The sequence below is a fragment of the Streptomyces chilikensis genome, assembly GCF_001642695.1.
GTDB classification, from domain to species: domain Bacteria; phylum Actinomycetota; class Actinomycetes; order Streptomycetales; family Streptomycetaceae; genus Streptomyces; species Streptomyces chilikensis.
This window is the reverse complement of sequence record NZ_LWCC02000005.1, coordinates 2,699,316-2,721,376: the sequence shown is the minus strand read 5'-3', so window position 1 is coordinate 2,721,376 and position 22,061 is coordinate 2,699,316. Positions and strand designations below refer to the sequence as shown.

At 73.7% G+C, this 22,061-nt stretch carries 20 protein-coding genes and 1 pseudogene; 7 read left to right on the top strand and 14 right to left on the bottom strand.

Going from position 1 to position 22,061, the window contains the following annotated elements:
* The 6 genes and pseudogenes from A2U95_RS12235 to galU all read right to left on the bottom strand — a co-directional run.
* Positions 1–393: pseudogene (locus A2U95_RS12235) on the bottom strand (hypothetical protein); the annotation flags it as partial.
* A gap of 209 nt (positions 394–602) precedes the next feature.
* Positions 603–1,166 carry a GNAT family N-acetyltransferase gene (locus A2U95_RS12230; RefSeq protein ID WP_206282971.1) on the bottom strand — a complete coding sequence of 188 codons (564 nt, stop codon included), beginning with the start codon at positions 1,164–1,166 and terminating at the stop codon, positions 603–605.
* 53 nt (positions 1,167–1,219) lie between these two features.
* Entirely contained in the window at positions 1,220–1,786 is a 567-nt protein-coding gene (locus tag A2U95_RS12225; protein WP_206282870.1) for a MogA/MoaB family molybdenum cofactor biosynthesis protein, read from the bottom strand.
* Positions 1,783–2,262 (bottom strand): cyclic pyranopterin monophosphate synthase MoaC, encoded by a 480-nt coding sequence (gene moaC, locus A2U95_RS12220; RefSeq protein WP_166022155.1) that lies wholly within the window; start codon positions 2,260–2,262, stop codon positions 1,783–1,785. Before moaC ends, A2U95_RS12225 begins: the two co-directional genes overlap by 4 nt.
* Before the next feature lie 86 nt (positions 2,263–2,348).
* Positions 2,349–3,761: a molybdotransferase-like divisome protein Glp gene (gene glp, locus A2U95_RS12215; protein WP_420856988.1), complete on the bottom strand. Its 1,413-nt coding sequence runs from the start codon at positions 3,759–3,761 to the stop codon at positions 2,349–2,351.
* Between the two features lie 5 nt (positions 3,762–3,766).
* Positions 3,767–4,669, bottom strand: coding sequence for a UTP--glucose-1-phosphate uridylyltransferase GalU (galU, locus tag A2U95_RS12210; protein ID WP_166022154.1), 903 nt, complete (start codon positions 4,667–4,669; stop codon positions 3,767–3,769).
* Between the two features lie 122 nt (positions 4,670–4,791).
* Here galU and A2U95_RS12205 point away from each other — a divergent pair, with 122 nt between their 5' ends.
* Positions 4,792–5,394, top strand: a complete 603-nt coding sequence (locus A2U95_RS12205) for a 5-formyltetrahydrofolate cyclo-ligase (RefSeq protein ID WP_166022153.1) — start codon at positions 4,792–4,794, stop codon at positions 5,392–5,394.
* A 151-nt stretch (positions 5,395–5,545) separates the two neighbouring features.
* Here the strand turns inward: A2U95_RS12205 and A2U95_RS12200 are convergent, their stop codons facing one another.
* Positions 5,546–8,305, bottom strand: a complete 2,760-nt coding sequence (locus A2U95_RS12200; RefSeq protein WP_166022152.1) for a penicillin acylase family protein — start codon at positions 8,303–8,305, stop codon at positions 5,546–5,548.
* A gap of 313 nt (positions 8,306–8,618) precedes the next feature.
* On the opposite strand from A2U95_RS12200, the gene A2U95_RS12195 reads away from it, so the two are divergent.
* From A2U95_RS12195 to A2U95_RS12180, 4 genes are all read left to right on the top strand, one after another.
* The gene (locus A2U95_RS12195) at positions 8,619–10,118 is read left to right on the top strand and encodes a potassium/proton antiporter (RefSeq protein WP_166025105.1); all 1,500 of its coding nucleotides are present in this window, start codon (positions 8,619–8,621) and stop codon (positions 10,116–10,118) included.
* A gap of 118 nt (positions 10,119–10,236) precedes the next feature.
* Positions 10,237–10,599 carry an FmdB family zinc ribbon protein gene (locus tag A2U95_RS12190; protein WP_166022151.1) on the top strand — a complete coding sequence of 121 codons (363 nt, stop codon included), beginning with the start codon at positions 10,237–10,239 and terminating at the stop codon, positions 10,597–10,599.
* Positions 10,600–10,760: 161 nt separating this feature from the next.
* Positions 10,761–11,603 (top strand): S-methyl-5'-thioadenosine phosphorylase, encoded by an 843-nt coding sequence (locus tag A2U95_RS12185; RefSeq protein WP_166022150.1) that lies wholly within the window; start codon positions 10,761–10,763, stop codon positions 11,601–11,603.
* A gap of 259 nt (positions 11,604–11,862) precedes the next feature.
* Positions 11,863–12,999 carry a transcriptional regulator gene (locus A2U95_RS12180; RefSeq protein ID WP_166022149.1) on the top strand — a complete coding sequence of 379 codons (1,137 nt, stop codon included), beginning with the start codon at positions 11,863–11,865 and terminating at the stop codon, positions 12,997–12,999.
* Positions 13,000–13,130: 131 nt separating this feature from the next.
* On the opposite strand, the gene A2U95_RS12175 is transcribed toward A2U95_RS12180, so the two are convergent.
* The 7 genes from A2U95_RS12175 to A2U95_RS12145 all read right to left on the bottom strand — a co-directional run bounded on the left by A2U95_RS12175 (position 13,131) and on the right by A2U95_RS12145 (position 20,396).
* Positions 13,131–13,715 carry an AAA family ATPase gene (locus A2U95_RS12175; protein ID WP_166022148.1) on the bottom strand — a complete coding sequence of 195 codons (585 nt, stop codon included), beginning with the start codon at positions 13,713–13,715 and terminating at the stop codon, positions 13,131–13,133.
* Positions 13,716–14,024: 309 nt separating this feature from the next.
* Positions 14,025–14,402 (bottom strand): VOC family protein, encoded by a 378-nt coding sequence (locus A2U95_RS12170; protein ID WP_166022147.1) that lies wholly within the window; start codon positions 14,400–14,402, stop codon positions 14,025–14,027.
* A 17-nt stretch (positions 14,403–14,419) separates the two neighbouring features.
* Positions 14,420–15,031 carry a LysE family translocator gene (locus tag A2U95_RS12165; RefSeq protein ID WP_166022146.1) on the bottom strand — a complete coding sequence of 204 codons (612 nt, stop codon included), beginning with the start codon at positions 15,029–15,031 and terminating at the stop codon, positions 14,420–14,422.
* A gap of 127 nt (positions 15,032–15,158) precedes the next feature.
* Entirely contained in the window at positions 15,159–16,847 is a 1,689-nt protein-coding gene (locus A2U95_RS12160; protein WP_166022145.1) for a bifunctional uroporphyrinogen-III C-methyltransferase/uroporphyrinogen-III synthase, read from the bottom strand.
* A complete protein-coding gene (gene hemC / locus A2U95_RS12155; protein WP_166022144.1) occupies positions 16,844–17,803 on the bottom strand; it encodes a hydroxymethylbilane synthase in 960 nt (319 codons plus the stop codon). Before hemC ends, A2U95_RS12160 begins: the two co-directional genes overlap by 4 nt.
* A complete protein-coding gene (locus tag A2U95_RS12150) occupies positions 17,800–19,596 on the bottom strand; it encodes a glutamyl-tRNA reductase (RefSeq protein ID WP_166022143.1) in 1,797 nt (598 codons plus the stop codon). Before A2U95_RS12150 ends, hemC begins: the two co-directional genes overlap by 4 nt.
* The gene (locus A2U95_RS12145; protein WP_166022142.1) at positions 19,593–20,396 is read right to left on the bottom strand and encodes a redox-sensing transcriptional repressor Rex; all 804 of its coding nucleotides are present in this window, start codon (positions 20,394–20,396) and stop codon (positions 19,593–19,595) included. The genes A2U95_RS12150 and A2U95_RS12145 overlap by 4 nt, the downstream gene beginning before the upstream one ends.
* A 485-nt stretch (positions 20,397–20,881) precedes the next feature.
* On the opposite strand from A2U95_RS12145, the gene A2U95_RS12140 reads away from it, so the two are divergent.
* On the top strand, positions 20,882–21,127 hold the full coding sequence (locus A2U95_RS12140; protein ID WP_420856987.1) for a glutaredoxin family protein: 246 nt from the start codon (positions 20,882–20,884) through the stop codon (positions 21,125–21,127).
* A gap of 127 nt (positions 21,128–21,254) precedes the next feature.
* Positions 21,255–22,061, top strand: an 807-nt coding sequence (locus tag A2U95_RS12135; protein ID WP_166022140.1) for an HAD family hydrolase, incomplete at its 3' end; no start/stop codon positions are given.

The following is a 22,061-nucleotide window of genomic DNA, read 5'->3' as shown; positions in this document are numbered from 1 at the left end:
CGGTCCTCCCGCCGCTCCGGCGGCCGCGGGCCGCCGCGCGGGCGGGCCGTCGGCCCGGTGCCGGGGCACGGGGCCCTCACCTCGGCGGCGCTCCGGCGCGGCGGGGCGCGGATCGTCCGGAGGCACGGCGAAGGCCCGGACGTCGACCGAGTCGGTCACGGCGTCCGGGTCGACCCTGTCGGCCGCGGGCTCCGCCTCGTCGGCGGAGCGCGCGAGGTCCTTGGCGTAACGGCGCTCCATCCCCGCCCTTCCGGACAGCAGCCGGATGGCGGTGCTGAAGCGTTCCGTCGGACGGGCCTCGTTCAGCTCGTCCTGCCTACGGAGCCACATCGGCACCAAGTAGGCGGCCCAGGCCCCGACAATGACTGCGTAGATGAGGCCGCTGCTGCTCACAGTCACACGGTAGAGCGGTTTGGGTGAGGCCATCTGCCTATTCGCGCGGTGTGTCGCACGATCTGGCTGATATTTCGAGCCTTTTACGCGACCGATGTGATCACAGCCCGCCGGAAGCATGAATTCCCACGCCCAAACGTGATCACTCCGGACAGGTAATTCGAACACTTATTCAATTACCGGGAAAACGCCGTTCCGCCGGGTCCTCCTCACGACGTCCGGCCGCTCAGCCTGGACAGACGCGTCATCATCCCTTCGGGGACCTCTTCCACGGTCAGCGCGTAGACCAGGTGGTCGCGCCAGTCCCCGTCGATGTGCAGATAGCGCGGCCGCAGCCCTTCCTCGCGGAATCCGAGTTTTTCCACCACCCGGCGGCTGGGCCCGTTCTCCGGGCGAATGCAGACCTCCAGCCGGTGAAGTCCCACGGCCCGGAAGCTGTGGTCCACGGCGAGCGCGACCGCCGTCGGCATCACCCCGCGTCCGGCCACCGCCTCGTCCACCCAGTAGCCGACGTTCCCGGAGCACATGGAGCCCCAGGTGATGCTGCCGACCGTCAGCTGTCCGGCCAGCCGGTCCTGGTACTCGACGACCCAGGGCATCATCCGCCCGGCCCGCGCCTCGGACCGCAGGTGACGGACCATCTGCCGGTAGGTGGGCCGGTGGGTGACGGGGCCGCCCGGCAGGGGCGGCGGGATGGTGGCCTCCCAGCGGCGCAGCCAGTCGCGGTTGCGCCGGTTCACCTCGCGCCAGGCGGCCTGGTCGCGCATCCTCATCGGCCGCAGCCGGACGTCGCCGTGCCGCAGTTCCACGGGCCAGATCAGGCCGTTCAGCTCGCACCCCCGGACGACGGGCCCCCGGACGACAGGCCCCCGGACGGCGGTCCTGCGGCCGGCCGGTCTTCCGGCGCCGTGTGATCGCCGCCGCGGAGCTGGTCCACGGCGTGCGTCAGCAGGCCCTCCAGGACGGCCAGACCGTCCTTCACCCCTCCGGTGGAGCCGGGGAGGTTGACGATCAGCGTGGACCCGGCGACGCCCGCGACGCCCCGGGAGAGGGCCGCGGCGGGCACCTTCCCGCGGCCGTACCCGCGGATCGCCTCGGGGATGCCGGGGACCTCGCGCTCGACGACGCGGCGGGTGGCCTCGGGGGTGCGGTCGGTGGGCGAGATGCCGGTGCCGCCGGTGGTGAGGACCACGTCGTAACCGGCCGCCACCGCGTCCCGCAGCGCGGCCTCCACGGGGTCGCCGTCGGGAACCACCACGGGCCCGTCCACGGCGAAGCCGAGCCGTTCCAGTCCCGCCGCCAGGAGCGGACCGCCGCGGTCCTCGTAGACCCCGGCGGCGGCCCGGTTGGAGGCGGTGACGACCAGTCCCCGGTAGGGCCGGCCGCCGCTCACGTCCGGCTCCAGTCGCCGGACTTGCCCCCGGTCTTCTCCTCGACCCGCACGTCGGTGATGACGGCGCCCTTGTCGACCGCCTTCACCATGTCGACCACGGTGAGCGCGGCGACGGTCACCGCGGTGAGCGCCTCCATCTCCACCCCGGTGCGGTCGGTGGTGCGCACCGTGGCGGTGATCTCCACCGCGTCGTCGGCGACGGCGAGGTCCAGCTTCACCCCGGAGAGGGCCAGCGGGTGGCAGAGCGGGATCAGTTCGGGCGTCCTCTTCGCCCCCATGATCCCGGCGATCCGCGCGGTGGCGAGGGCGTCGCCCTTGGGCACGCCCTCGCCGCGCAGCAGTTCCACCACGCGTGGGTGGACCAGGACACGGCCGCTCGCCCGGGCGGTGCGGGCGGTCACGTCCTTCCCGGAGACGTCGACCATGCGGGCGGCGCCCGCCTCGTCGATGTGGGTCAGTCGATCCTGCGTACCCATGCGGAAGGCGTCCTTAGTCGTTCAGGGCTGTCGCGCCGTGCTCCGTGTACGGCGGTGCGCGACACGGTACCGCCAGGATCCGCCCGTCAGCCGAGCAGGACCACCTCGACGTCGGCGCCGGGCTCCACGGAGGTGACGTCCTCCGGCACCACGATCAGCGCGTTCGCCTGCGCCAGCGCGCCGATCAGGTGGGAGCCGGGGCCGCCCACCGGGGTGACCCGGTCCCCCTCGGCCCGGCCGCGCAGGAACTGACGGCGGCCCCGGGGGGAGGAGAGCGCCTCGTCCGCCGCCAGCACCGCCCGGACGCGGGGCCGGTGCAGCTGGTCCTCGGGCAGCCCCATCAGGGCACGGATCACCGGGCGCACGAAGATCTCGAAGGAGACGAACGACGAGACCGGGTTGCCCGGCAGCGTCAGCACCGGCGTGTGGTCGGGTCCGATCAGGCCGAACCCCTGCGGCTTGCCGGGCTGCATGGCGACCCGCCGGAACTCGACGCCGGGGGCGACCGCCTCCTCGTCGCCGTCGTCGCCGTCGTCGCCCCGGCCGCCGTTGTCGCCGCCCGCCGGTGCGGGGCCGCTCAGCGCCTCCTTGACCACGTCGTACGCGCCGACGCTGACGCCTCCGCTGGTCACCAGCAGGTCGGCGCGGACCAGTTGGTCGTCGACGCTGGTGCGCAGGGTCTCCGCGTCGTCGGCGACGGCGCCCACCCGGTAGGCGATGGCGCCCGCCTCCCGGGCGGCGGCGGTGAGGGCGAAGCTGTTGGAGTCGTGGATCTGCCCGGGCTTCAACGGCTCGCCGGGCGGCACGAGTTCGCTGCCGGTGGAGAGGACCACCACCCGCGGGCGGGGCCGCACCCGGGCGGTCGCGCGGCCGACGGAGGCGAGCAGCGAGAGCTGGGCCGGGCCGAGCACGGTGCCCGCGGTGAGCGCGCGGTCGCCGGCCTTCATGTCGCTGCCGGCCCGGCGGACGTGCGCGCCGGCCTCGGCGGGGCGGAAGACGCGGACCTGCCCGGAGGCGCCCTCCGGGGCCTGGCTGCGGGCCCGCATGCCGGTGGCCGGTCCGGCTCCGAGACCCCCGTCGGTCCACTCGACGGGGACGACGGCCTCGGCGCCGGGCGGCAGCGGCGCGCCGGTCATGATGCGGGCGGCCTGACCCGGGCCGACGCGCAGCCCCGGCTCCTGGCCGGCCGCCACGTCCCCGACCACGTCGAGGACGGCGGGGAACTCCTCGCTCGCGCCGGTGACGTCCGCGACGCGTACCGCGTAGCCGTCCATCGAGCTGTTGTCGAAGGGCGGCAGGGGGACCGGGACCGTCACGTCCTCGACCAGGACGCAGCCCTGGGCGTCGAGCAGTCGCAGCTCGATCGGCTCGAGGGGGCGGACGGTGGAGAGGATGTCCTCCAGGTGCTCCTCCACCGTCCACAGACGGTCCTCCCGCGCGTGGTCCTGCTGCGCGTGGTTCTCCTGGGACGCGGTGCTGCGGGGCGCGGTGGTGCTCAAGTCCGTTACATCTCCTCGGCCACGAATCGGTGGAGCCACGACCGGAAGTCCGGTCCCAGGTCCTCACGTTCGCATGCCAGTCGGACAATCGCACGCAGATAGTCGCCGCGGTCCCCGGTGTCGTAGCGGCGCCCCTTGAAGACGACGCCGTGGACGGGGCCGGCGGTGCCCTCGTCGGCCGCCAGGCGCTGGAGCGCGTCGGTCAGCTGGATCTCGCCGCCGCGCCCGGGCGGGGTGTGCCGCAGCACCTCGAAGATGCCGGGGTCGAGCACGTAGCGTCCGATGACGGCGTAGGCGGACGGCGCGTCGGCCGGGTCCGGCTTCTCGACCAGGCCGGTCACCCGGACCACGTCCGCGTCCTTGGTGACGTCGACGGCGGCACAGCCGTAGAGGTGGATCTGGGCGGGGTCCACCTCCATCAGCGCCACCACGCTGCCGCCGTACTCGGCCTGCACGTCGATCATGCGGGCGAGCAGCGGGTCGCGCGGGTCGATCAGGTCGTCGCCGAGGAGGACGGCGAAGGGCTCGTCACCGACGTGCGGGGCGGCGCAGAGCACGGCGTGGCCGAGGCCTCTGGGGTCGCCCTGGCGGACGTAGTGGATGGTGGCGAGGTCGGTGGGCTCCTGGACACGGGCCAGCCGGTCGTTGTCGCCCTTGCGCTCGAGGGCGTTCTCCAGCTCGTAGTTGCGGTCGAAGTGGTCCTCGAGGGGGCGCTTGTTGCGGCCGGTGACCATCAGCACGTCCCGCAGGCAGGCCTGGACGGCCTCCTCGACGACGTACTGGATCGCCGGCTTGTCCACGACCGGGAGCATCTCCTTGGGCGTCGCCTTGGTGGCCGGAAGGAACCGCGTGCCGAGACCGGCCGCCGGGATGACAGCCTTACTGATCCGAGGATGTGCCTTCATCATGTTCGCAACCATATCCATTGAGTTGTACGGAATCGGTAGTTCCATTCGATTCCACGTCATATGGCTGCATTCGGGCGGAAAACCGTACCGTTCGTGCGGCCGAGGAGCGGTGGGAAACAACAGTGGCTGACGACCTTGCCAAGCGAAGGTTGCGCGCGGAGATCCTCCGGGCGAGGAGAAGATTGACGGACGACGAGCGCCGTGCGGCGGAACGGTCGCTCGCCGCCCGTGCGCTGGAGCTGCCGGAGGTGGCGGCCGCGGAGGTCGTCGCGGCGTACGTCTCGGTGGGGTCCGAACCGGGGACCCGGGCGCTGCTGGACGCGCTGCGGTCGCGGGGCGTGCGGGTGCTGCTGCCGGTGCTGCGGGAGGACGACGACCTCGACTGGGGCGAGTACGAGGGCGCGGGCTCGCTGGTGGAGGTGCCGCTGGGGACGGGGCGGATGACGCTGCTGGAGCCGGGGGGCGCGCGGGCCGGGACCGACGCGGTCCTCTCCGCCGACGTGGTCCTCCTGCCCGGCCTCGCGGTGGACCGCCGCGGCATGCGGCTGGGCCGCGGCGGCGGCTCCTACGACCGCGTCCTCGCCCGCCTCGACGCGGCGGGCGCGGCCCCGGCGCTGGTGGTCCTCCTCCACGACGCCGAACTCCGCGACACCGTCCCCACCGAACCCCACGACCGCCCCGTCACCGCCGCGGCGACCCCCTCGCACCTCCACCGCTTCCCGTGAGGACCGGTCCCGCGCCGTCCGCGGGCGGCGGGGTCGCCGGGCGGCACGGTGGGCACGGGGCGGCGGCCGGGGCCGGGGCCGCCGCCCGCGAACGCCGACGGGGCGGCCCCCTGGAGAGGGGGCCGCCCCGTCGCGGGAACGGGCGGAACCGTCACGGGTTCAGCGTGAGGGTCTCCTCCGTGGCCCGCTTCACCGCGGCCGCGGAGAACGGCCACTCGTACAGCTCCCCCTTCGCCCACGCGTCCGTCTGGTCCACGTAGTGCGAGCTGTAGGCGTGCCCGGACGCGCCCGTGAGGTTGATCCACCGCGACTTGTCGAGGTCGTCCAGGTTCACGACCATCCGCATGGACGGCACCCAGACCACCCCGTACCCGCCGGCCGCGTTCCACCCGGTCGCGTTGACCGTGGACTCGCCGCCGCCCAGCTCCCAGGGACCGCGGTTGAGCATGTGCTGCAGGAGGCCCGGCCCGGCCGTGCCCATGGTCTGGTTCTTCAGGTACAGCGTGTGCAGCCGGCCCCAGCTCCAGGTGTCCATGTTCTTGCCGAGCTTCGCCGTCAGCTCCCAGCGCGCGTCGATCATCGCGCGCCGCAGCAGCTCGTCCCGGTTGGTGGCGGCGGGCCGGCCGCTGGCCGTCTCACCGGTGGTCCACCACTCGCTGTCCGGCTCCTTCATCAGCTTGCGCACGACCTCGAACCACCGGTCGCCGCCGTCCGGCTGCGCCTGCGTGGCGCTGCGCCGGCCGCACTCGCGGACCTTGTCGGCCTCCTCGGCCGGCCCGGTGGTGTTCACCGGCTCGACCCACAGGCACTGGCCCTCGACCCGCAGTTCCTTGGGCAGCTTGTTGCCGAACGCCAGCTTCAGCAGGTTGCGCCACACCGCGTTGAAGTACGCGGCCGCCGCGGAGTCCGGGGTCTGCGTGCGGTCCCAGTGCTCCAGGAGGTCCTGCGCCTCGCGGACGTCCTCGTCCTTCGGGTCGATCTTCAGCAGCTCGGGCACCAGCAGCTTGGCGATCTCGCTGCTGCTGTCCGTCTGCATCTCGCGCATGTCCTCCGTCGAGATCTTCCCGCCGCCCTCGATCTTCGCCTTGACCAGGTCGTTGATCCGCTGGCTGCGCGCGCCGTAGGACCAGTCGCCGGTCAGCAGGTACGGGTACTCCTTCTCGTCGACGACGGCCTGGTTGGCGGTGACGATGTAGCCGCGCTTCGGGTTGTACTCGTAGGGCAGCTCGTCCTGGTCGATCCAGCCGGTCCAGCGGGAGTCCGGGTCCCAGCCGGGCGCCGGCAGCGAGCCGTCGTGCCCCTCGGCGCGGACCGGGATGCGGCCCGGCAGCTGGTAGCCGATGTTCTTCCTGTCGGCGTAGACCAGGTTCTGCGAGGGCACCTCGAACAGCTCGGCGGCCGCCCGGAACTCCTGCCAGTTCTGCGCCGTGTTCATCGCGAAGACGGCGTCCATGGTGCTGCCGGGGTCGAGCGCGGTCCACCGCAGCGAGACGCCGTACCCGTCGCCCCGGTCGGGGGCCCCGGCGTCGACGCCGGCCTTCTTGCCGACCTGGACCAGTTCGCCGTTGCGGTCGGAGAGCAGCGGGCCGTTGTTGGTCTCCCGGACGACGATCTCCTTCGTCTCCCCGCCGGCGACCTTGATGGTCTCCTTCCGGGTGGTGAAGGGGACGGTCTTCCCGCCGTACTGGTAACCCTCCGGGGTGACCTTCTGCAGGTAGAGGTCGACGACGTCCACACCCGAGTTGGTGAAGCCCCAGGCGATGGTCTGGTTGTGGCCGATGATCACGCCGGGCATGCCGGAGAAGGTGTAGCCGGAGACGTCGTAGCGGCACGTGTCGGAGACGGTGCGGCAGTGCAGGCCCATCTGGTACCAGACCGAGGGCAGCGCCGGCGACAGGTGCGGGTCGTTGGCCAGCAGCGGGGCGCCGCTCACCGTGTGGCTGCCGGCGATCACCCAGGAGTTGGAACCGATGCCGTTGCCGTTGACGCCGACCGCGGTGGGCAGGTCGTCGAGCACGCCGTAGAGCCCGGCGAGCTGGCTCTGCAGCCCCTCCGCGTCCCCGGCCGGGACGCCCGGCAGGCCGGCGGCGGCGCCGTCCGTTCCCTGCGGGGCCGGCGTCGCCTTCTGGTCCCAGGTGCCGGTGGCCTCGGAGTAGGCGCCCTCCTGGACGATCGGCTTGTTCCGCGCGAACGGGTAGCCGGGGTACAGGTCGGCGATCTGCCCGGCGTCGAGCCGGCTGGTCATCAGCGAGCGGTCGATCTCGTCCTGCATGTTGCCGCGCAGGTCCCAGGCCATCGCCTTCAGCCAGGCCACCGAGTCCACCGGGGTCCACGGCTCGGGCCTGTAGTCACCGGTGAGCGCCAGCGCCGCGTACTCCAGGGAGAGTTCGTCGGCCTCCTTGCCCTCCAGGTAGGCGTTGACGCCCTTGGTGTACGCCTGCAGGTACTTCTTGGTGGAGGCCGACAGCTTCTTGTCGTACTCCTGCTGCGCGACCCGGCGCCAGCCGAGGGTGCGCAGGAACTCGTCGGTCGGGACCTGGCTCTCGCCGAACATCTCCGAGAGCCGTCCCGCGGTCAGGTGGCGGCGCACGTCCATCTCGTAGAACCGGTCCTGCGCCTGGACGAAGCCCTGCGCCATGAACAGGTCTTCCTCGGAGTCGGCGTAGACGTGCGGCACGCCCTGGCCGTCGCGCCGGACCTCGACCGGGCCGGACAGGCCCTTCAGGGTCAGCGACCCGCTGGTCTGCGGAAACGAGGCGCGGACGGTGCTGACCGTCCAGAACCCGCCGTAGACCAGGCCGCCTATCAGCGCCAGGACGACGAGGAGGACCAGGAGTCGGGCTTTGCGCCCCTTCTTCCTGCCGGACTTGCCGGGCTGCTGTCCGGAAGAGGCGGTGGTGTTGGGGGGCATCGCTGTCCTTGCTGTCCTCACGCGAGCGGCGGGGCGGGCGGTGGTCAGTTCTGGCGCGGCGGCGGAGCCCGTCGTCGCGCTGGAGCAACGATAGGCGCACGGGGCGCGGCGGCTTGACGCGGCGTCTGTGAAGCCGTGGCATCAGGCGAGCGGGGTGTCCGCTTCGTCCCGGTGCGACGCCCGGCCGGAGCCGTGGAAGCGCGGCGAAGTCCTCGAACCGCGTCAAGAAAGCGTCAAGAGTTAGGTAAGGTAACGAAAGACTTACCGCAGACCTGTCCGTTCGCAGCACCTCGGAGGGAAGGGAAGGCCGCCACTGACTGTCGACCACCTCAACCAGCTTCTGCTCGGCGCCTCGCTCGTCCTCCTGGTCGCGGTGGCCGCCGTGCGGGTGTCCTCGCGCAGCGGACTGCCCAGCCTCCTGATCTACCTCGGGATCGGCATCGGGCTGGGTTCCGACGGCATCGCGGGCATCGAGTTCGACAACGCCGCGCTGACCCAGGTCATCGGCTACGCCGCCCTGGTCGTGATCCTCGCCGAGGGCGGACTCGGCACCAAGTGGAGCCAGATCAAACCGGCCCTGCCGTCCGCCTCCGTGCTGGCCTCGGCCGGTGTCGCGGTGAGCGTCGCGGTGACCGCCGCGGGCGCCCACTACCTGGCGGGCCTGGAGTGGCGGCAGGCGCTGATCGTGGGCGCGGTGGTCTCCTCCACCGACGCGGCGGCGGTCTTCTCCGTGCTGCGCCGGATCCCCCTGCCGTCACGCATCACCGGCACCCTGGAGGCCGAGTCCGGCTTCAACGACGCCCCGGTGGTCATCCTGGTCGTCTCCTTCTCCATGGCCGGCCCGGTCGAGCACTGGTACGTGCTGCTCGCCGAGATGGTGATGGAACTGGCGATCGGCGCGGCGATGGGCCTCGCGGTCGGCTGGCTGGGCGCCTGGGGACTGCGCCGGGTGGCGCTGCCCGCCTCCGGCCTCTACCCGATCGCCGTGATGGCGATGGCGGTGACGGCCTACGCGGCGGGCGCCATGGCGCACGGCAGCGGCTTCCTCGCGGTCTACCTGGCCTCGATGGTGCTGGGCAACGCCCGGCTGCCGCACCACCCGGCCACCCGCGGGTTCGCGGACGGGCTCGGCTGGATCGCGCAGATCGGCATGTTCGTGCTGCTCGGCCTGCTGGTCAACCCGCGTGAGCTGGGCGACGACATCCTGCCCGCGCTGGTGATCGGCCTGGTCCTGACGATGGTGGCGCGGCCGCTGAGCGTCTTCGTCTGCCTGACGCCGTTCCGGACGCCCTGGCGGCAGCAGACCCTGATGTCCTGGGCGGGGCTGCGCGGCGCGGTGCCGATCATCCTGGCCACCATTCCGATGGTGGCCGGCGTCGAGGGCAGCCGGCGGATCTTCAACATCGTCTTCGTGCTGGTCGTGGTCTACACGCTGGTCCAGGGGCCGACGCTGCCCTGGCTGGCCCGCAAACTGCGCCTGGGTGACGACAACGAGGCGGCCGACCTGGGCATCGAGTCGGCGCCGCTGGAGCGGCTGCGCGGACACCTGCTGTCGCTGACCGTGGACAAGGAATCCCGGATGCACGGCGTCGAGGTGGGCGAGCTGCGGCTGCCGGAGGGCGCTTCGGTGACCCTGGTGGTGCGCAACGACGCCTCGTTCGTGCCGTCGCCGTCGACGGTGCTCCAGCGGGGCGACGAACTGCTGGTGGTCGCCACCGACCAAGTGCAGGACGCCACCGAGCGCCGCCTGCGGGCGGTCGCCCGGGGCGGCAAGCTCGCCGGCTGGCTGGGCACCTCGGGGGCGGCGCGCTGACCTCCGGCGCCAGTGGCATCGGTCACCGGACGGGGTGCGGCAGTGGACTGTCGGCCAGGAATGCGTCAAGATGGATCGTCGTTAGCACTCATCGAGTGAGAGTGCCAGGAGGAAGACAGTGCCGACCTACCAGTACCAGTGCACCGAGTGCGGCGAGGGCCTCGAGGCGGTGCAGAAGTTCACCGATGACGCCCTGACCGAGTGCCCCAACTGCCAGGGCCGCCTGAAGAAGGTGTTCTCGGCCGTCGGCATCGTCTTCAAGGGCTCCGGCTTCTACCGCAACGACAGCCGCGGCTCGTCGTCCAGCAGCACGCCCGCCGCGAAGTCCGGCTCCTCGGCCTCCTCGGGCTCGACGTCCTCGGCGTCCTCGGCGCCGGCGGCCTCGTCGTCGGCGGCCTCGTCGTCGGCGGCCTCGTCGTCGGCGGCCTCGTCGTCGGCCTCGGCCTCGACGGCCTCGTCGAGCAGCAGCTCGGCCGCCTGACGCACCGCCGCTTCGCAGGCCCCGCGCGCTTTCCGGTCACGGAGGGCGCGGCGGGGCCTTCGGCGTGCCCGCGGCCAGGTCCATGAGCGCGGCCGCGGGCACGTCGGTGGGCCCGTCGCCGGGCATGTCGGCGACCGTGCCCGAGGGCCTATGGTTCCGCCATGGTGAACACGGTGAGCGCCGAGATAGGCGTGATCGGCGGATCGGGCTTCTACGCGTTCCTCGACGAGGTGACCGAGGTCCCGGTCGACACCCCCTACGGACCGCCCAGCGACTCCCTGTTCGTGGGTGAGGTCGCGGGCCGCCGGGTCGCGTTCCTGCCGCGGCACGGCCGCGGGCATCATCTGCCGCCGCACCGGATCAACTACCGGGCCAACCTGTGGGCGCTGCGGTCGGTGGGCGTCCGGCAGGTCCTCGGCCCCTGCGCGGTCGGCGGCCTGCGGCCCGAGTACGGTCCCGGCACCCTGCTGGTCCCCGACCAGCTGGTGGACCGGACCAGGTCGCGGCCCGGCAGCTACTTCGACGGCCTGCCCCTGCCCGACGGCACCGTCCCCGAAGTCGTCCACGTCTCGCTGGCCGATCCCTACTGCCCCGCCGGGCGGGCGGTGGCGCTCGAGGCGGCGCGCGGCCGGGACTGGGAGGCCGTGGACGGCGGCATCCTGGTCGTGATCGAGGGCCCCCGCTTCTCCACCCGCGCCGAGTCCCGCTGGCACGCCGCCCAGGGCTGGTCGGTGGTCGGCATGACCGGGCATCCGGAGGCGGCGCTCGCCCGGGAGCTGGAGCTCTGCTACACGTCGCTGAACCTGGTCACCGACCTCGACGCCGGGGCCGAGGCCGGCGAGGGCGTCTCCCACGAGGAGGTGCTGCGGGTCTTCGGGGCCAACGTGGGCCGGCTCCGGGACGTCCTCTTCGACGCGGTGGCGGGGCTGCCCGCCACGGACCGGCGGGCCTGCCCCTGCGCCCACGCGCTGGGCGGCCAGGACCCGGGCTTCACGCTGCCGTAACCCTCCCGGGTGACCTGTGGACGAGGAGCGGGGAGGGCCGTCCACAGGGTCAGGCGGGGGTCAGCGACAGGGCTCAGGCTGGGGCCATGAACGCGTACTTCGGCCCCGTGGACGGGGCGCCCACCGCCGTCCTCCCCACCGCCTCCTCCGCCGTGCCGCCCGCCGCCTTCCCCTCCGCCCCGTCCGCCGTCCCGTCCTCCGCCCCGCCCGCCGCCTCCCTGCGGCGGCTCGGGCCGGGCGGGGGCCGGCCCCCGGCACCGTGCCGCCGTTCGCGCCGCTGCGGGTACCGGGCGGGCGGTTCCGCGCGGGCCGGCCGGCCCCGGCGCCCGCGCCGTCGCCGGACGCGGCCCCGGCCGCCGAAGCGGCTCCCCCCGCCCCGCGCACCGAACCGGAATCAGCCGATGACCGGACGGCCCCGGCGGAGCCGGCCACCGCCGGGGGACCCGCGGACGCCGCGGCGCCCGGGGGCGGCGCCCTCACGTCCGCCGCCTCCTCCCCGGCCCCCTCCCCCGGCCGCCGGCGCCGGCTCGTCGCCTCCGCGATCGCCGCCGTCGCCGCGGTGGTCCTCACCGGCACCCTGGTCGTCCGTCACCTGCCGGACGACGGCGGCGGCGCCGGGGACCGCACCTCCGCGGCCGGCGCCGCCGCGTCCCCCACCCGGCCGCCCGTCACCGGCTCGCCCTCCGCGTCGCCGGACGAGGACGGGAAGAAGGACGAGGACGACGACAAGGCCCGGAAGGGCGCCACCCCCGCCCCCTCCGCCGCCACCAGTGGGAAGACCGCCGCACCGAAGGCCACCGGCACCCCGCTGACCGTCACCACCCGCCCCCACGTGTGGGAGAGCCCCTGCAGCCAGCACTACCTGGTGAACCGCCCACCCGCCGAAATGGGCCCGCCGCCCACCGAGCCGGACGCCCCCGGGTGGGTGCCCGCCATGGGCGCGGTCGCCTCGGGCGACCAGATGATCGCGCTGACCGTCCAGGCGTCCGGGGACGAGACCGTCGTCCTCGACGCGCTCCACGTCCGGGTCCTCAGGTCCTCCACCCCGCTGCCGTGGAACGACTACGTCATGGGCGTCGGCTGCGGCGGCAACGTCTCCACCAAGTCCTTCGACGTCCGTCTCGACGAGCCGCGCCCGGTCGCCCGGCCGCAGGGGGGCCAGGGCGCCTTCCCCTACAAGGTCACCGCCGCCGAGCCCCTGGTCGTCTACGTCACCGGCCGCGCCTCGGCCCACGACGTCAGCTGGGTGCTGGACCTCGAGTGGTCCAGCGGCGGCCGCTCGGGAACGGTCCGCGTCGACGACGGCGGCCTCCCCTTCCGCGTCAGCGGCAACAAGGGCCGTCCCCGGTACGCCTATCCGCTGGGCGCGACCGCCTGGGAGGTCCCGCTCGACTAGGCCGGGAGACCGCCTCCCCGCGGCGGACCGGGCCGGGCCCGCCGGTGCGCGCCGTCCGGCAGCCGGTGACCGGCGGCGAGGCGCCCCGTCGGCCCGGCCGCCGCGAGCTCTACGCCGGGCCGCCGCGGGCCCTACGCCGGGGCGCCGTCCGCGGCCCCGGCGCCGGCGTTCCCGGCCTCCGCCCGCTCCAGCCCGGCCAGGACCGCGTCCACCGTCTCCTCCGGTGTCTGCCCGGACGTGTCCAGCCACAGACCGATCCGCGGGGTCTCCTCCCGCAGCACGCGGACGAAGCCGTCCACCGACCAGCCTCCGGCGTACCCGGTCTTCGCCCGGCCCGCCTCCCGCCCACGCACCGCCTCGGCGGACGGGTCGAGCACCACCACGTACAGCGGGCGGGTCCGCACCCGCGCGACGAACCGCGGCAGGTCGTCCCCCAGGAGGATGTCCTGCACCACCGCCGTGAACCCGGCCTCCGCGTACTCGTCCGCCACCGTCGCGGCGAGCCGCTGCCGCAGGTCGAGCTGGGCGAGCGCGCCGGGCGCCGGTTCCGGCGTCATCTCCTCACGCCCGGAGACCACCATCCGGCGGAAGACGTCGCCCCGGACGTGCGCCGCCCGCGGCAGCCGTGCGGCCAGCAGCTCGGCCACGGTGGACTTGCCGGCGGCCATGACCCCCGTGATCAGGACGACCGCGGCGTCCCGCGCAACCGGTCTCATGCCCACCCACGGTAGCCCCCGCCGGCCGCACCGGCCGAGGAGTTCCCCCAGGAGCCCCACAGCCTCCCCGGCCTCCCCGGCCTCCGGGTACGGCGCGGGGAAGAGCGCGGGCAGCGGTTCGTCCGGCGGTTCGCGGAGGGTGCCCTCCGGGCCCGCCCGGTCCGGGAGGACGCCGGACCCGCCGTGGCGGGCCCTCCGGGGTCCGGTCCGTCGCGGACGTCCGCCGAGCCGGTCGTACGCGATCTCCCGGCTCCCCGAGGCCGCGGCCTGCCGGAAGGAGACGCGGCCGCGCCCCGGCCTTCGGGGGCGCTACTCCCGCACGAGGCAGAACGGATGCCCGACCGGGTCCGCGTACACCCGCCAGGACCGGCCGGGGTCACCCGCGTCGAGCAGCGTGGCGCCGGCCGCCAGCACCCCGGCCTCCGCGGCGTCCAGGTCCGCCACGCCGAGGTCGAGGTGGTACTGCTGGGGACGGGACGGGTCGGGCCAGGCGGGGGGCTGGAGGTCGGGGGCCTGCTGGAAGGCGAGGACGCGGCCGTCCGGGGTGTGGAGCGTGGACCAGGTCTCGTCGGTCGACCAGCGCGGATCCCGCTTGTCCACCTCCCCGCCGAGCACCTTCCGGTAGAAGGCGGCGAGTTCGCGCGGCCGCGGACAGTCGATGACGAGGCACTGCAAGGTGGCGATCATGCGGCCGAGCCTAGGTATCAGGCCGGGGCGAGGGCGAGCGAAATGCCGAGGGCCACGAGAACCGCGCCGATGGCCCGGTTCAGCGGCACCTGGCCCCGCAGCAGCCGCGTCCGCAGCGCCGGCGCCGACAGCACGCCGGCGACCAGCCCGAACCACACCAGGTGGGCGAGGGACATGAACAGGCCGTACCCGGCCTGCCGCAGGAACGGGGTGCCCGCGTCCACCACCTGCGTGTAGGTGGAGACGACGAAGAGCATCGTCTTGGGGTTGAGCGCGTTGGTGAGGAAGCCGGTCCGCAGCGCCGCGCCGCGCGGCGGCGGCTCACCCGGTCCGCCCGAGGTGTCGACCTCGACGCGGGACCGGAACGTCTGCCACCCGGTCCACACCAGGTAGCAGGCGCCCGCGATCCGCACGGCGGTGAGGACCGCCGGCGTGCCGGACAGCAGCAGGCCCACGCCCAGGACCGTGTAGGAGACGTGGACCAGCACGCCGAGGCCGATCCCGGCCGCGGCCAGCAGCCCGGCGGTCCGCCCGTACAGGCAGCTGTTGCGGACGATCATCGCGAAGTCGGCGCCCGGACTGATCACCGCGAGCACGGTGATCACGGCGACGGCCGTCAGCTCGGCCAACGTGCGCACACCTCCGGGGGGACGGACGACTGGTGGAGCGTACAAGGGGAAGGCGGAGGCGGGGAAGCGCGGTGCCCCCGCACCCGGATCCCGGGTACGGGGGCACACGTGGTCCGCGGACCGCGCCTCAGCTGGTCGTCGCCCGCCGGCGCCGCGCGCCGGGACGCCGCTCGGACGGCCGGGTGACCGGGTCGCCCGCCGCCAGCGCGGCCTCGCGCCGCTTGGCGCCGAACTCGGCGAGCGCGGCCGCCAGCTTGGTGACCGACGGCTCCGGGGCCATCACGTCGACCCGCAGGCCGTGCTCCTCCGCCGTCTTGGCGGTGGCCGGGCCGATGCAGGCGATCACCGTGACGTTGTGCGGCTTGCCGGCGATGCCGACCAGGTTCCGCACCGTCGACGACGAGGTGAAGAGCACCGCGTCGAAGCCGCCGCCCTTGATCGCCTCACGGGTCTCGGCCGGCGGCGGCGAGGCGCGCACGGTGCGGTACGCCGTGACGTCGTCCACCTCCCAGCCCAGCTCGATCAGCCCGGCGACCAGGGTCTCCGTGGCGATGTCGGCGCGCGGCAGGAAGACGCGGTCGATCGGGTCGAAGACCGGGTCGTAGGGCGGCCAGTCCTCCAGCAGACCCGCGGCCGACTGCTCGCCGCTGGGCACCAGGTCCGGCTTCACGCCGAAGGCGATCAGCGCCTTGGCGGTCTGCTCGCCGACGGCCGCGACCTTGATGCCCGCGAAGGCGCGCGCGTCCAGGCCGTACTCCTCGAACTTCTCCCGGACCGCCTTGACGGCGTTGACCGAGGTGAAGGCGATCCACTCGTAGCGCCCGGTGACCAGGCCCTTGACCGCGCGCTCCATCTGCTGCGGGGTGCGCGGGGGCTCCACGGCGATGGTCGGCACCTCGTGCGGCACCGCGCCGTAGGAACGGAGCTGGTCGGAGAGCGAGACCGCCTGCTCCTTGGTGCGCGGCACGAGGACCTTCCAGCCGAAGAGCGGCTTGGACTCGAACCAGGAGAGCTGGTCGCGCCGGTCGGCGCCGGCGGCACGCTCGCCGACCACGGCTATGACGGCCTGGCCGCCGTCCGCGGAGGGCAGCACCTTGCCCTGCTTGAAGACCTGCGCGATGGTGCCCAGCGTCGCCGTCCAGCTGCGCTGGCGGGTCGTGGTGCCGGCCGCCGTCACGGTGAGCGGGGTGTCCGGCTTGCGGCCCGCCGACACCAGCTCGGCGGCGGTCGCCGCGACGCCGTCCAGCGTGGTGGAGACGACGACGGTGCCGTCGGAGGCGCCGAGTTCGGTCCAGCAGCGGGCGCTGGCCGTGCGGGCGTCGACGAAGCGCACGTCGGCGCCCTCGGCGTCACGCAGCGGCACACCGGCGTACGCGGGCACGCCGACGGCGGAGGCGATGCCGGGCACCACCTCGAACCGCACGCCCGCCGCGGCGCAGGCGAGCATCTCGCGGGCGGCGTCGGAGTCCAGTCCGGGGTCGCCGGTGACGGCACGCACCACCCGCCTGCCGGACCGCACGGCCGCCATGACAAGATGAACGGCATCACGTTCCGCTGGAACGGCAACGGTTGTTGACGTGCTGTCAACCACCGTCAGCTGTGGCGCGTCCGCGTTCGTCCCGGTGTTCTCCAGGACGGCGCCCGGCCTGGCGTGCTCGCGCACCACGTCCAGCACGTCGGGTTCGCCGACGAGGACGTCCGCGTTCGCCAGGGCCTCCACTGCGCGCAGTGTGAGCAGACCCGGATCGCCGGGCCCGGCACCCAGGAAGGTGACGTGCCCGTGGTCCTGGGCGGCGGGAAGGGTGGTGGGGCTCACTGTGCTCGCTCCCCCATCAGACCGGCCGCACCCCGGGCGAGCATCTCGGCGGCGAGTTCGCGGCCGAGCGCCATGGCCTGCTCGTGCGTCTGGGGTACGGGACCGGTGGTGGACATCTGCACCACACGGGAGCCGTCGGTCGTGCCGACGACGCCCCGCAGGCGCATTTCCTTGACAATCTGCCCGTCCCCCAGCAGGCCGGCCAGGGCACCCACGGGTGCGCTGCAGCCGGCCTCCAGGGCGGCGAGCAGTGACCGCTCGGCGGTCACGGCGACCCGCGTGTGCGGGTCGTCGAGCTGCGAGAGCGCGGCGATCAGCTCCGCGTCGCCGGCGGAGCACTCCACGGCCAGGGCTCCCTGGCCGGGAGCCGGCAGGACGGTCTCGGCCGGCAGGAAGTCGGTGACCTCGTCCGCGCGGCCGATCCGGTTCAGGCCGGCGGCGGCGAGCACGACGGCGTCGAGCTCCCCGCTCTCCACGAACCCGATCCGGGTGTCGACGTTGCCGCGGATCGGCACCGTCTCCAGCTCCAGCCCGTGGGCCCGCGCGTACGCGTTCAGCTGCGCCATCCGGCGCGGCGAACCGGTGCCCACGCGGGCGCCGCGCGGCAGGTCGGCGAGCTTGGCGCCGCCGGCCGCGATCAGCACGTCGCGCGGGTCCTCGCGGACCGGTATCGCGGCCAGCGTCAGGCCGTCGGCCTGCTGGGTCGGCAGGTCCTTCAGCGAGTGGACCGCGAAGTCGACCTCGCCGCGCAGCAGCGCCTCGCGCAGGGCGGCGACGAACACGCCGGTGCCGCCGATCTGCGTCAGGTGCTCGCGCGAGACGTCGCCGTGGGTGGTGATCTCGACGAGTTCGACGGGCCGGCCGGTGACCCGGCTCACCGCCTCCGCCACGTGCCCGGACTGGGCCATGGCGAGCTTGCTCCGCCGGGTGCCGAGCCTCAAAGCCTTCTCTGTCATGCTCGCCCTCGGTTCTTGGCGTTGGCGTCGATCAGGGTGTTCTGGAGGGCGTCGTCGGCGATGCGGCCGGCGGCCTTGTCGGCCCGGGAGACGGACGCCACCGTCTCCGGGTCGAGGTCGAACAGGGTGCGCAGCGCGTCCGCGTACCCGGCGCCGCCGGGCTCCGCCGCGAGCTGCTTCACCCGTACGGTCGGCGCGTGCAGCAGCTTGTCCACCACCCGCCGGACGGTCTGGGTGATCTCCTGGCGCTGCTTGGCGTCGAGGCCGGGAAGCCGGCCCTCGAGCCGGGCGATCTCGCTCGCCACCACCTCTGCGGCCATCGAGCGCAGCGCCACCACGGTCGGCGTGATGGTCGCGGCCCGCTGGGCGGCGCCGAAGGCGGCGACCTCGTCGGCGACGATCCGCCGCACCTGGTCCACGTCGGCGGCCATCGGGGCGTCGGCGGAGGCGTCCGCCAGCGACTCGATGTCCACCAGCCGCACCCCGGCGAGCCGGTGCACGGCGGAGTCCACGTCACGCGGCATCGCCAGGTCCAGGACCGACAGCACCGGCTCGGGGCGGATGGTCTCCACGGCCTCCGGACGGCGGCGCTCGGGGATCCGGCCCACCGCGGCCACGGTCGCGGCCAGCGCGGTGACCAGCTCCGGGTCGGGCTCGGGCCGCACCTCCTGGCCGGTGCGCGCGGCCTCCAGGCGCTCCGCGTCACCGCGGTCCACCCAGGCGCCGTGCTGCTCCAGCGTGGCGGCGTCCATCCCGGCCACGGCGGCCTCGCCGGTGGCGGGGAAGTCCACCGCGGGCGCGCCCTGCGGCAGCCCGGCCGGACCGGGCGGGCCGACGGGGTCCGGGCCGACGGGGCAGCCCCCGGCGTCCCGCGTCCCGCGCGCGGAGGTCTCCGCGTGGGAGGGGCCGAAGGCGTCGCCCGCGGCGGCACCGGCCGGGCGGACCCGGCCCTCGACCGCGGCGGCCACCTTCCCGGCGGTGAGCACCAGGCCGGTGGCGCCGGTGCAGGAGACGGCGATGTCGGCGCGGGAGAGCTCGTCGGGGACGGCGTCCATGGTCACCGCGCGGGCGCGGACCGGGGAGCCGCCGTTCACGGCGATCTCGGCGAGGTTCTCCGCGAGCCGCTCGGCGCGCTCGAAGGTGCGGTTGGCGACCACGATCTCGGCGACACCGCCACGCGCCAGGGTGGCCGCGGCCAGCGAGGACATGGAACCGGCGCCGATCACCAGCGCCCGCCGGCCCTCGAGCCAGGAGGTGATGTCGGACGCGCCCGCGAGCTGCTCCAGGCCGAAGGTGACCAGGGACTGCCCGGCGCGGTCGATGCCGGTCTCCGAGTGGGCGCGCTTGCCCACCCGCAGGGCCTGCTGGAACAGGTCGTTGAGCAGCCGCCCGGCGGTGTGCAGCTCCTGCGCCTGGGCCAGCGCGTCCTTGATCTGGGCGAGGATCTGGCCCTCGCCGACCACCATCGAGTCCAGGCCGCAGGCCACCGAGTACAGGTGGTGGACCGCCCGGTCCTCGTAGTGCACATAGAGATAAGGAGTGAGCTCCTCCAGCCCGACCCCGCTGTGGCGGGCCAGCAGCGTGGACAGCTCGGCGACACCGGCGTGGAACTTGTCCACGTCGGCGTAGAGCTCGATGCGGTTGCAGGTGGCCAGCACCGCGGCCTCGGCGGCCGGTTCGGCGGCGACCGTGTCCTGGAGCAGCTTGGTCTTCGCCTCCGCGTCCAGCGCGGCGCGCTCCAGTGCGCTGACCGGCGCGCTGCGGTGGCTCAGCCCGACGACGAGCAGACTCATGCCGGCATCACGGCGGGGGCTTCCCCGTCGGTGCCCTTCGGGTCGGCCTCGTCCATCGCCGCGGCCGCGGCCGCCGCGGCGGCGGCGCCCTTGACGGCGGCCGGCGCCGGCGCGGCGTCGTCGTCGGCTGCGGCGTCCTCACCGGCCTTGCGCTGCTCGTGGAAGGCGAGGATCTGCAGCTCGATGGAGAGGTCCACCTTGCGCACGTCCACACCGTCCGGAACGGTCAGCATGGTCGGCGCGAAGTTGAGGATGGAGGTCACACCGGCACCCACCAGGCGGTCGCAGACCTGCTGGGCGGCCCCGGCCGGGGTCGCGATGACGCCGATGGAGACGCCGTTGTCCCGGACGATGTCCTCCAGCGCGTCGGCGTGCTGGACGGGGATGCCGGCGACCGGCTTGCCCGTCATCGCGGGGTCGGCGTCGATCAGCGCCGCGACCCGGAAACCGCGGGAGGCGAAACCGCCGTAGTTGGCGAGCGCCGCGCCCAGGTTTCCGATGCCGACGATGACCACGGGCCAGTCCTGGGTCAGGCCGAGCTCGCGGGAGATCTGGTAGACGAGGTACTCGACGTCGTAGCCCACGCCCCGCGTGCCGTAGGAACCCAGGTACGAGAAGTCCTTGCGGAGCTTCGCGGAGTTGACCCCGGCGGCGGCCGCGAGCTCCTCGGAGGAGACGGTCGGCACGGAGCGCTCCGACAGAGCGGTCAGAGCGCGGAGGTACAGCGGAAGCCGGGCGACGGTGGCCTCGGGGATTCCTCGGCTGCGGGTCGCCGGTCGGTGAGTTCGGCCAGTTGCCACGATGCTCCTGCGGGTAGAGCGGGGCTGGGGGCGGCCACACGTCCCCGGACCGCCTCGTCGGATGCAGGCTATGTCTTTGTGAACGTGTGCACAAAGATTGTGTCCGTTTTGCCCCACCGACGTGACCGGGGTCACGCGGTGTTCGCGCACGCGCACGGGACCGCCGACCAGGCGCCGGGGTCCCTCACTCGTCGGGGACAAAGCAGCACACGCTCCTCTTTCGATGCACGCCCCCGCAAGCAAATTCGTAGTCAAATCCTAAGCGAACAGAAGGAGTCGACCGACCCGTCACGGAGCGCGAACCCGCAGGTCAGAGGCAGATTCCGGAGTCCGGTGAGAGCTATCTCTCCTCCACTCCGCCCGATCCCCCCTCCTTCACGCCACTCCCCGCCTCCACCCGGCCGCCGTTCGTGAGGACGATCACGGCCCCGTCACCTTCCGCACGGTCGTCGCACCGGTGCGTGACGGCCGCGGCGCGCGGGACAATGGCGGACATGAGTGGTCTGGTGACATTGATCGGCAAGCCCGGGTGCCATCTCTGCGAGGACGCGGAGAAGGTGGTGGCCAAGGTCTGCGACGAGCTCGGCGTGCGCTGGGAGCAGAAGGACATCACCCAGGACGAGGAGCTCCACCGCGCCTACTGGGAACAGATCCCGGTGGTCCTGATCGACGGCCGGCAGCACACCTTCTGGCGCGTGGACGAGTCCCGCCTGCGGGCCGCCCTGGCCTGACCCCGCCCGGTCCGCGCGCACGCCGGCGGCCCTCCCGCCCCCGTGCGCGCGGACCGGCCCCGCGGTGTTCACAGGACGACAACCTCGCCGCCCCGAAGCCGTCCCACGATGTGGATATGCTCACCGCATGGCCGCTCTTGGATGGCTCCTCCCCCGAAAGCGCTTCGCCACGGCACGCAGCGTCCTGGCCGGCGAGGCCGCGGCGGAGGTCGCCCGCAAGTCCTCCCTCGCACTCGAGCAGGAGACCGGGTTCCCGGTCCTCGGCGACACCCGCGCCGCGGCCTTCTTCGACCTGGACAACACGGTCATGCAGGGCGCGGCCCTGTTCCACTTCGGCCGGGGCCTCTACAAGCGGAGATTTTTCGACACCCGCGACCTGCTGCGGTTCGCCTGGCAGCAGGCCTACTTCCGGCTGGCCGGCGTCGAGGACCCCGCCCACATGCAGGAGGCCAGCGACGCCGCCCTGTCCATCGTGAAGGGCCACAGCGTCGAGGAACTTCGGGTGATCGGCGACGACATCTACGACGAGTACGTCGCCGGCCGCATCTGGAGCGGAACCCGCTCCCTGGCCCAGGCCCACCTCGACGCCGGCCAGAAGGTGTGGCTGGTGACGGCGGCCCCGGTGGAGATCGCCCAGACCATCGCCCGGCGCCTCGGCCTGACCGGCGCCCTCGGCACCGTCGCCGAGTCCGTCGACGGCCTCTACACCGGCCGCCTGGTCGGCGAGCCGCTGCACGGCCCCGCCAAGGCCGAGGCGGTCCGCGCCCTCGCCGCCGCCGAGGGCCTGGACCTGGCGCGCTGCGCCGCCTACAGTGACTCGTTCAACGACATCCCGATGCTCTCGCTGGTCGGCCACCCCTACGCGATCAACCCCGACACCCGGCTGCGCAAATACGCGCGCGAACGCGAATGGCGACTGCGCGACTACCGCACC

Coding starts and splice junctions, on each gene's coding strand:
- A2U95_RS12230 (WP_206282971.1), bottom strand. CDS start 1,166: ATGAGGATGCGCGACCAGGCCGCCTGGCGCGAGGTGAACCGGCGCAAC.
- moaC (WP_166022155.1), bottom strand. CDS start 2,262: ATGGGTACGCAGGATCGACTGACCCACATCGACGAGGCGGGCGCCGCC.
- galU (WP_166022154.1), bottom strand. CDS start 4,669: ATGATGAAGGCACATCCTCGGATCAGTAAGGCTGTCATCCCGGCGGCC.
- A2U95_RS12200 (WP_166022152.1), bottom strand. CDS start 8,305: ATGCCCCCCAACACCACCGCCTCTTCCGGACAGCAGCCCGGCAAGTCC.
- A2U95_RS12185 (WP_166022150.1), top strand. CDS start 10,761: ATGGTGAACACGGTGAGCGCCGAGATAGGCGTGATCGGCGGATCGGGC.
- A2U95_RS12175 (WP_166022148.1), bottom strand. CDS start 13,715: ATGAGACCGGTTGCGCGGGACGCCGCGGTCGTCCTGATCACGGGGGTC.
- A2U95_RS12170 (WP_166022147.1), bottom strand. CDS start 14,402: ATGATCGCCACCTTGCAGTGCCTCGTCATCGACTGTCCGCGGCCGCGC.
- hemC (WP_166022144.1), bottom strand. CDS start 17,803: ATGACAGAGAAGGCTTTGAGGCTCGGCACCCGGCGGAGCAAGCTCGCC.
- A2U95_RS12150 (WP_166022143.1), bottom strand. CDS start 19,596: ATGAGTCTGCTCGTCGTCGGGCTGAGCCACCGCAGCGCGCCGGTCAGC.
- A2U95_RS12140 (WP_420856987.1), top strand. CDS start 20,882: ATGGCGGACATGAGTGGTCTGGTGACATTGATCGGCAAGCCCGGGTGC.